Source organism: Chitinophaga hostae (assembly GCF_018224885.1).
Classification (GTDB): domain Bacteria; phylum Bacteroidota; class Bacteroidia; order Chitinophagales; family Chitinophagaceae; genus Chitinophaga; species Chitinophaga hostae.
Genome location: NZ_JAGTXB010000017.1, coordinates 173,935 through 180,653 on the forward strand (window position 1 = coordinate 173,935; position 6,719 = coordinate 180,653).

At 47.1% G+C, this 6,719-nt stretch carries 4 protein-coding genes; all 4 read left to right on the plus strand.

Translation table 11 applies throughout. The features are described 5' to 3' along the window. Positions 1-247 precede the first annotated feature (247 nt). Genes KE626_RS26225 through KE626_RS26240 form a run of 4 tightly spaced genes read left to right on the plus strand, consistent with a single transcriptional unit; the run spans position 248 to position 6,699 of the window. On the plus strand, positions 248-3,508 hold the full coding sequence (locus KE626_RS26225; RefSeq protein ID WP_211975987.1) for a SusC/RagA family TonB-linked outer membrane protein: 3,261 nt from the start codon (positions 248-250) through the stop codon (positions 3,506-3,508). Between the two features lie 18 nt (positions 3,509-3,526). After that, positions 3,527-5,008 carry a RagB/SusD family nutrient uptake outer membrane protein gene (locus tag KE626_RS26230; protein WP_211975988.1) on the plus strand — a complete coding sequence of 494 codons (1,482 nt, stop codon included), beginning with the start codon at positions 3,527-3,529 and terminating at the stop codon, positions 5,006-5,008. Positions 5,009-5,026: 18 nt separating this feature from the next. Next, on the plus strand, positions 5,027-5,710 hold the full coding sequence (locus KE626_RS26235) for a hypothetical protein (RefSeq protein WP_211975989.1): 684 nt from the start codon (positions 5,027-5,029) through the stop codon (positions 5,708-5,710). 23 nt (positions 5,711-5,733) lie between these two features. Continuing rightward, positions 5,734-6,699 carry a DUF5007 domain-containing protein gene (locus tag KE626_RS26240; protein WP_211975990.1) on the plus strand — a complete coding sequence of 322 codons (966 nt, stop codon included), beginning with the start codon at positions 5,734-5,736 and terminating at the stop codon, positions 6,697-6,699. The last annotated feature ends 20 nt before the right edge of the window (positions 6,700-6,719 follow it).

Here is a 6,719-nt window from a genome sequence, read left to right on the forward strand (position 1 = left end):
TTACAATCTTTTACAGTTCATTAACAAGTTAGACTTCTTCCGCATACTAACTTCACGGCCTTATTCAGCACCTGTGATTTGTTTAGAAAATCGATTTAGCAACAAGTAAAGTTTATCGAACCAAAATTTATTTACCAACAAGAGTAGACAAACACTACTAACACAAATTCAAGAACGTCAGCCAATTTCATCGTAACAACTGGCCATTCAGCATCCAGTATCATTCATAAGCTTCAAATTAAATTACATGACTGTTAATTTTACAAAATACAGCCATAGCTGCGCTGTTATGTTATTAACGTTCTGCCTCACCATCATTTCCCTATCCGGCATCGCGCAGGTAAAACCTGCCGCCAACCAGATTACGGTATCAGGATTTGTACGGGACGGCTCTGACGGTAACGCCCTGCCCGGAGTTTCTGTCAGCATTTCAGATTCCAGATCAGGTGCTATCAGCAACCCGGACGGTAGTTTCACCGTTAAAATGGCAGCAGGCAGTATGCTCACCTTCACCATCGTTGGCTACCTGCCCCGCACCATTACGCTAAAGGAAAGCAATGCTCATTTGATAGTGAGCCTGCCGGTCGACAAAAAAGTATTGAAAGATGTAGTCATCATCGGTTACCAGGAAGCTTCCCGTAAAACGGTGACCGCAGCGGTGACTTCCATCAATCCTAAAACATTGATGGACGTGCCCACACCTACATTTGACGCGCTCTTACAGGGCCGCGCACCTGGGCTGGATGTACAGAATTATTCCGGTGAACCAGGTGTAAGAAGTAACGTGGTGATGCGTGGTAACACCGCTGTAAGCCGCACCATCAACAGTGATCCCAGCAGCAATGTGGGAAAAACCAGTCTCGCCCGCGCACTGAGCGGCCCCCTCTACGTAATCGACGGGGTACCTCAAACCACGGAAGATATCGCCGCCATTAACTACGGCACCGGTACCAACACAGATGTAATGGCCGGTATCGCCATCAATGATATACAGAGTATAGATATCCTGAAAGATGCCTCCGCAGCAGCTATTTACGGCTCCAGGGGCGCTGGCGGTGTCATTATCATCAAAACCAAAAGAGGTATCTCCGGAAAACCAAAAGTAGATTTCTCTACCTATCATGGTATCACCGAAAGGCCACAACTGGAAAAAGTGGTGATCGGCGCGGAAGAACGCAGGGCCAAATGGGAACTCATTAACCATTATGGCGCCTGGGGTACGCTGAAAGACATCCCGCAAATCCTGACGGATAGTCTCAATCCCGCCTATAACAACGCCAACGACTACCAGGGCGCCATGTTCCGCACCGGCAGGGTTGACAACTATGATGTTTCCATTTCCGGAGGTAACGACCTGGTTAACTACCGCTATGGTCTCAACTACTATGATGAACAGGGTATCGTTAAAAAATCAGGGCTGAAACGCTATAGCTTCAGCAGCAGCACAGCTTTGAATCTTTCACCTAACGTGAAGATCTCTACGCAGATCCGTTATTCCAAACTCGACAGACCCCGGTCTCTCAGTGATCTTTCCGGTGGCTTCGGTGCGTTTAACGGCGGGTATTATGCTTCCAGCCCATTGCCTACTTCATTGTTGTATATGACCGATGCTACGAAGGATTTTATTTTTGGCAACGGCAGCGACGCCACCGATAAAAACACCAACGATAACCTCTCTATCAGCCCCGTGATCGACTGGCGGATATCAAAGAAATTTAATTTCACTACCGTCCTCTCCTTTACGCAAACCAACAGCCGTATGGATGCCTATACACCGGGCGTTACGCGCAGAGACGGTACCGGTATGGCCACCAGCTTCACCGACAAATCCAATACCTACCTGATGAGCAATACCCTGCAGTATACTACCTCGCTGGGTGCCAATCATTCATTCAATATACTGGCTGGTCAGAATACAGAATTCTGGGAGTACCGTTCCACTTATGCTTATGCTATCGGCATTCCGAATGACCAGATCCATACCGTTACCGTACTGAATAAAAACCTGGCCGATACCCGCTCCGACCTGTTGCAGAGTGGTATCCAGTCATTATTCCTGCGGGCCAACTATAGCTATAAAGACCGTTACCTCTTGTCTGGTGTAATTACCGCGGATGCATCTTCCCGCTTTGGCCGGAATAACCGCTGGGGTTACTTCCCGTCTATTTCCGGAGGCTGGATCATCAGCGATGAACCGGCACTGAAGTCTGCCAGCAACTGGCTCACTTTACTGAAACTGCGCGCCAGTTATGGTGTAACCGGAAGACAACCGGATGGTGGTGACAACTACCTCTCCTATAATACTTACTCCATTGGCGCAGGTAATTTCCCCGGAAGCACCAACCCGGCTACCGGCAATAACTATGCGTTTGGTTACAACGGTATTCCGGCGGTAGCGCTGAATTTCGATAAAGGCTTAACCAACAATAACCTGAGCTGGGAAAAAAATACCCAAACCAACCTTGGTCTGGATGCAACCCTGTTCAATGGCCGCATCAACATCATAGCAGATGCCTATGTTAAAAATACCAATGGTGGTATCTTTAATCTCAACGTACCTGTTACCACCGGCTACTCTATTCTCACCGCCAATGCCATTGGTATCCGCAACACCGGTGTGGAACTGCAGCTGATCGCCAACGTACTGAAACCATCTTCTGCGTTCCAGTGGCAGGCATTATTGAACCTGGCCCATAACGATAATATTATTACCTCCCTGCCAAACGGAGGCCGTGATATTTATCTCGACAAATACCTGTTACGCCAGGGGCAACCGCTGAACTCATACAATGTATTTAACAAAACAGGCATCTACTTAACAGATGCGGATGTACCCGTAAGCAAAGTAAGCGGTCAGCCACTCAGTTTTTATGGTTATCCGTTCAGAGGTGGTGATCCGATCTGGCAGGACACGAACGGCGACGGTATATTAGACGATAAAGATTATATCCCTGCGGGCAATCCAAACCCTAAAGTAACCGGCGGTTTTGGTAACACCTTCAGCTATAAAGGCTTCTCGCTTTATGTTTTCTGCACATTTACTGCCGGCAGGAAAATCTTTAATGATTACCTCGCGGGTAAACTGTCGCAGCTGGTACCAACAGATGATGGCGATCCTAATCCTTATCATTCTATTTCCACCCATGCCTTCCCTGACCTGAGCAATATCGACTACTGGAGAAACCCCGGTGATAACTCAGCGTATCCTAGTCTGAGCTCCGTATATGGCACGCATTACAAATATGCAATGGTTAGTTCTGCCTGGATTGAAAGCGGGGCCTATTTCCGTGTAAAAAATGTGTCGCTCTCCTACTCCTTTAACCAGGGTATGTTAGATAAAATTCATCTGAGGCGTTTGAGGATCTACGCACTTGCAGATAACCTGTATCTCTTTAAACAATCCAAACACATACCTGATCCGGAACAGGTAGATGCTTTCGGAATATATAGCGGCAGTGGTTATCCCATTCCCAAAAAGTTCACACTGGGTCTGGATCTTAGCCTTTAAAACATCAAAAACGACATCATGAAAAAACATCGCTTATATATCGCATATGCTGTTGCTGTTATTTCAGCGGCAACACTGGTATCTTCCTGTTCAAAAATACTGGATCTTGAGCCGCATAACTCTACGTTTACCAATGCCTACTTTACCAGCGAATCGGATGCTAACACCGCGCTGTCCGGCGCCTATGCCATCCTGAGAAATATCATGATCAGGGATAACTCCTGGCATAAATACGGCGACATCGTGTCCGGCGAACTCAGTATAGACGGCGGCAAGGATAACGGCAATTACAATATCTCCAATGGCGAATTTATTGGACTGAATGTAGGCAGTAACAACTGGAACTGGCAACAGTACTACCAGCTGATCCAGCAGGTGAACCTGATCATCAATAAAGTACCAGGCATTCCTGACAACAAATTTGCGTCTGTTAACACGAAGCGCCACGTAATCGGTGAAGCTTACTTCCTCCGTGCCTTTACGTACTTCTATATGAGCCGGATTTGGGGAGATATACCTTTAAAGCTCCAACCCGATCTGGATGTATCTACAGCCAAGAATATTCCGAGAAGTCCGGCCGACAGCGTATGGGCACAGTGCCTGGCCGATCTTGAAACGGCAAAGCCCAACCTGGATTTTGGTTATGATGCCAACGAAGGAGAAAGGGCGGTAAGAGCCAATAAAGGCAGCGCCTTTGCGCTGCAGGCACATATCCTGGCCTGGAAACACGATTATGCAGGTTGCGCGGAAGCAGCCAATACTGTGATCACCAACGGCGGCTATGTATTGCAGGATGCAGCCAATTATATGAAAGTATTTATTGGTAAAACGCATGAAGGTATCTTCGAAATAAATATCAGCGACGCACAATCAGAAGGGCTATCGCTGCAGAATAACCCGGGCTTCGGTGTAACGCTCCGCATGCCTTTTATCGATGGCAAGGACCCGATCGAATGGCCGGTAAGCACCAACTTTGTCAACAGGCTGTTCCAGGGTGATTCCGCACATGATATCCGCTACAGGAATTTCTTCTTTGAATCACAAACCAGCCAGGGACAGATCATCAAATTTGCCAACATTGCCTACGCTGACGGATCTACGAAAAAGGATGCGCGCCTGAGTAATAACCTCATCATCTTCCGCCTGGCAGATATCATGCTGCTGAGAGCAGAAGCGCTCCATAACCTGGGTAAAGACGGCGACGCCCTGTTGTTACTTAACAAAGTACGTCAGCGTGCAGGTATCAGCGACTATAATGGCGGCGGCGATGAACTGGCTACCACCATCCTGGAAGAACGTTTGCGCGAACTTTATTTTGAAGGACATGCCTATTATGACCTGGTACGCACCAAACAGATCTCTTCTTACAACGATCATTTTCCCAGTGCACAGTTCCAGAACGGTTCCCCTACCGGGGGCTGGCTATGGCCTGTGGACCCTGCTATGTTCAAGGATGATTACACCCTGGTACAAACGCCTTACTGGAGAGGAAAACTTTAACCAACTAAAATCAGCAGTATGAAAAATATATTATATCCCGGTATCATCGCATTCGTCAGCATCCTCCTGTTCTCCTGTAAAAAGGATTACACGATTGGTGGCAGTGTACATGATCCGCATGTAAACATGACGACTTACGATTACCTGAAAACAAATCATCTCTTTGATACGATCGTCATGCTGATTGATAAAACCGGGCTTAAAGACGAGGTAAATGCCAGCGGTACTTTTTTTGCGATCACCAATTATGACCTGGATAACTACATCGACCAGAAACGGGAAGAATTACGGTTAACAGATCCAAACGCCCTGTTTAGTTATGATTCACTGGATTTTAATAAACTGAAAGATTCCCTCCGCGCCTATATGTTCAAGGATCAGATCACGCTGGACAAGGCCGTAAAAACCGGGAAATTTTACACGGCTAAAAACGGGGAAAGACGCCTGGTACAGGGCATACCTACCAGCGAGAACACCAACAGTGGCGTATTCACCCAATACCCGGTCATTCTCTATCTCACAAAGGTAATTCCCAAACCCGGCAGCCCGGTTCCACCGGATGAATCAGGGTTATCTAACCTGACAGCGGACCAGTTTTTACAAACCCGCTGCCAGACCACCGGGATCATTACCACCACCGGGATATTGCATGTGCTGAACAACAAACACGTGTTCACTTACTTCCAGGATAAGTTTAACTGAGTATTTACCCTTACGCAACTATTATGAAAAGACATATAAAAACTTTCGGTTTCACCCTGCTTGCCGCTACTGCCCTGTACAGTTGCTCAAAAGTGGAAAAAGGCTATCTCAGCGACCAGATACGGTATGTAGATAATCCGATCAGGATTAAACGCGGACAGGTACAAAATACCTCTCCTGTAAGTAACGACGGGTCCAGTGCCCCTGTAACATACGAGCTGCTGGATTTCCGTGATGTGCTCAAACATCAGCGTGCCGATAGTCTGTTTACCAACTATGAGCGTTACGAATGGATTGCACAGTTTGATCCGGAGAAAGATACCACGGTAGCTTTGCTGAATAAAAAGCGGCAGAAAGTAAGTACGCCCTGCTGGCAATTTAATAAATACACAGGCGCCTTTACTTTTTTTGGTACCTCTGTGAAAGTGCCCCTGGGTACTTATGAATTTGATATCCGGGCCACCAATCAGAATGGTTCCAAAGTGTTTAAAAATATCGCCACCATTACGATGCTGGACGAGCCTCCTTACAACATCGGCGATGGCGGGGCCGCCTGGTTCCGTGATGGTACCAGCACCAGCGGTGACCTTGGCGCTCCTATTGTCACTATCAAAAAACTATCTGATGAGGGTACCAACATTATCCTGAAAATAGCAGATCAGAATGGTAAATACTTCAATCCTTCTAAAGGAGAAATCATCAGGAGAGGCGACCGCAGCGACTTCCAGACGTACGCGCAATTCCACCCGCTAACGCTCACGGATACTTCCATGACCTGTAATTTTGAAACCACACCGTTTCCTTTATTACAAAGCGCTTATGGCTACCTGATTTACTACCGTATCCCCAGTAACTTTGTTACCGTGGATCCCGGCTACGCACCTACCAATGACCCGGTGTACAACGTAAATCCCAGGTTCCAGTTCCAGATTTTCCAGGAAGGTACCTACGAGGTAACCGTTAAAGTAAAACACGTGAATAGAAAATAAACGAGACATGCCCATCAAAA

Bases quoted from the DNA above. Each gene is read 5' to 3' on its own strand.
- KE626_RS26225 (WP_211975987.1), top strand. From the start codon at position 248: ATGACTGTTAATTTTACAAAATACAGCCATAGCTGCGCTGTTATGTTA.
- KE626_RS26235 (WP_211975989.1), top strand. From the start codon at position 5,027: ATGAAAAATATATTATATCCCGGTATCATCGCATTCGTCAGCATCCTC.
- KE626_RS26230 (WP_211975988.1), top strand. From the start codon at position 3,527: ATGAAAAAACATCGCTTATATATCGCATATGCTGTTGCTGTTATTTCA.
- KE626_RS26240 (WP_211975990.1), top strand. From the start codon at position 5,734: ATGAAAAGACATATAAAAACTTTCGGTTTCACCCTGCTTGCCGCTACT.